The organism is Pseudoalteromonas sp. NZS127_1 (assembly GCF_015864295.1).
Taxonomy (GTDB): Bacteria; Pseudomonadota; Gammaproteobacteria; order Enterobacterales; family Alteromonadaceae; genus Pseudoalteromonas; species Pseudoalteromonas arctica.
Genome location: NZ_JADYXO010000051.1, coordinates 1 through 2,154 on the forward strand (window position 1 = coordinate 1; position 2,154 = coordinate 2,154).

The window sequence follows — 2,154 nt, forward strand, 5'->3', positions numbered from 1 at the left end:
ATATATTATTAACCTACAAATTAAATTTAATGGCAACATTTTGTTTGTTCAATTAAAGTGGCTGTCTAGTTTATCTGGTTTATCTGTTCATATAAAAAAGCTGCAAAACACGATGCATTAAGAAGGGGAAGTCCTTTTAACCTAAATAAAACCACTCAACCACTCGTAATCGCTTCCAAAACGCCAATTTAAACAACAGCAAACACTTCTTTATATGCTGCGTAAAAATACAGTAATCAATTGAACCAAAATAGGAACTCAGCTATGGTTTGTTTATCAATAAAACAAATTTTAAAACGAGTTAATCTACAGGCTCGTTATGTGCCTATGCTTTGGCTCTTCTATATATGGGAATATTTATGAATATTAAAATTAAATTTTCGGTACTATCGTTATTTACTATGTTAAGTTTTTCGTCATCAGCTAGTTCTAGTGATTATGCTGGGACTGCTCATGTAATTAAAGGTGAGGCTGAAGTCAACGTTTCAACGTTATTTACCTGTAAAAACGGACGTTCACGTCCGTCTCCAGTCGGCATTAAAAAATATGATAATATTGAATATCTTGTTCCTGCAAAGGTTCAATATGAACAAAAGAATTTTGCCACAGACCTTTATAATGAATGCTCGAAGGTAACCCCAAAATCTTTATCTGAGGTTAACTTGTCGTCCGTACCTATCATAGAAGTAGATAAAGATGGGGAAGTTATTACAGGGTACATATTTGCAGATAATTACTTTGAATTATTTATAAACGGTAAGTTAATAGCCGTGGATCCTATACCTTTTACTCCTTTTAATTCCAATATCGTGAAATTTAAAGTTAAAAAGCCATATGATATAGCAATCAAAGTTGTTGATTGGGAAGAAAATTCAGGCTTGGGTAGTGAAGATAACCGTGGTAAACGTTTTCACCCTGGAGACGGTGGCTTTATTGCAAGCTTCTCAGATGGTACGAAAACCAATTCTAAATGGTCAGCTCAAACTTTTTATACCTCTCCTGTTTATGATCTGAAGTGTGCTAAAGAAATAGGAGATCAGCGTTTAACAACAAAATGCAGTACCAATGGTGCGGATAAGTATATTGAGACCTATTCGTTACATTGGGATATCCCAGTAAATTGGAAATTAAACGAAAGTTACTTATCTTGGCCAAATTCAGTGGAATTTACGGAAGATGAAATTGGTGTTAATAATAAGAAAGCTTATATGAATTTCCAAGAACAGTTCTCAGGTTCTGGTGCTTCATTTATTTGGTCAAGCAATCTTGTTTTAGATAACCTTGTATTATTCAGGTATCGAGTTAAATAAGGCACATAACAAGTGACTATGGTGTCAATTCCTAATTTCAAGCCATTTTAGGATCCCACATGACACCATCCCTCACCATAGAATTTATGATTACTATAAGCTTTCTTATACAGGCAATAATAGCCACTTTTTTAGGTTTCCCTGCCGCGACTAGCCGATGATAAATAGCTTTAAATTTAGGGTTACATTGGATAGCTGACATCATTGCCATATACATTGCGGTTCTAATTTTCGGTCGTCCACCTCGTATCATCCGTTTACCCTGATAAGCACCACTTTCTCGATTAAATGGTGCTACACCAACTAGTGATGCAGCCTCTTTATTGTTTACACACCCAAGCTCAGGCATGTCACTAAGTAAGTTAAACGCGACAACATTACCAACGCCAGGCACACTTTGAATAAAGCAATTAACAGTGACACCCATCCTAAATTTTGCTCTTTTTTAAATTAAGGACTACGTTTTATTTAGTGTAAAAAACAAGCAGGGTGTCTTATGGCTATCGCAAGAAAGCGTCAAGTAAGTTTGGTTGATACAAAGTACTACCACTGTATTTCACGTTGTGTACGCCGTGCATTTTTATGTGGCGAAGACCGTTTTACAGGCAAGTCTTACGAGCATCGAAGCAATTAACAGTGACACCCATCCTAAATTTTGCTCTTTTTTAAATTAAGGACTACGTTTTATTTAGTGTAAAAAACAAGCAGGGTGTCTTATGGCTATCGCAAGAAAGCGTCAAGTAAGTTTGGTTGATACAAAGTACTACCACTGTATTTCACGTTGTGTACGCCGTGCATTTTTATGTGGCGAAGACCGTTTTACAGGCAAGTCTTACGAGCATCG

General features: G+C 36.0%; 1 protein-coding gene and 3 pseudogenes. 3 read left to right on the plus strand and 1 reads right to left on the minus strand.

The genetic code is table 11. The annotated features are described in order from the left end of the window. Positions 1–359 precede the first annotated feature (359 nt). Positions 360–1,310 carry a hypothetical protein gene (locus I6F50_RS20055; RefSeq protein WP_165729605.1) on the plus strand — a complete coding sequence of 317 codons (951 nt, stop codon included), beginning with the start codon at positions 360–362 and terminating at the stop codon, positions 1,308–1,310. Between the two features lie 37 nt (positions 1,311–1,347). Here the strand turns inward: I6F50_RS20055 and I6F50_RS20060 are convergent. Next, positions 1,348–1,713: pseudogene (locus tag I6F50_RS20060) on the minus strand (transposase); the annotation flags it as partial. A 93-nt stretch (positions 1,714–1,806) separates the two neighbouring features. Here I6F50_RS20060 and I6F50_RS20065 point away from each other — a divergent pair. Both I6F50_RS20065 and I6F50_RS20070 read left to right on the plus strand, forming a co-directional pair. Then, a pseudogene (locus I6F50_RS20065) lies at positions 1,807–1,935 on the plus strand (transposase); the annotation flags it as partial. A gap of 91 nt (positions 1,936–2,026) precedes the next feature. Further along, positions 2,027–2,154 (plus strand): annotated as a pseudogene (locus tag I6F50_RS20070) (transposase); the annotation flags it as partial.

Bases quoted from the DNA above. Each gene is read 5' to 3' on its own strand.
- I6F50_RS20055 (WP_165729605.1), top strand. From the start codon at position 360: ATGAATATTAAAATTAAATTTTCGGTACTATCGTTATTTACTATGTTA.